Below are 257 nucleotides of genomic sequence, written 5' to 3' on the forward strand. Positions count from 1 at the left end.
CGTCCGTCCGCTAGGATCTTTTCTTCTAATTGCTTCATGTTTTCCACTCCTTTTCCCGCATCCCCCGAAAAAAAGCCCAGAGGACGCGCATCCAATCATAACCATGAGTGGAGCAAGGTCCTCCGGGCTTTCCCGAAAGGAAACGCAAAAGGAAGCCGCACTAAACATAGGCGGTTTCTTTTCGTTCCATTGCTTCTCATAGTCAGTCCGTTTACGGCGGACCGGTAGAAACTTGCGGGCCATATCCCCGCTATTAT

Annotated in this window: 1 riboswitch. The window is 50.6% G+C overall.

The features are described 5' to 3' along the window. Positions 1 to 179 precede the first annotated feature (179 nt). Positions 180 to 257, reverse strand: a riboswitch (purine riboswitch). This riboswitch is flagged as partial in the annotation.

This window comes from Peribacillus sp. SIMBA_075 (assembly GCF_046534585.1).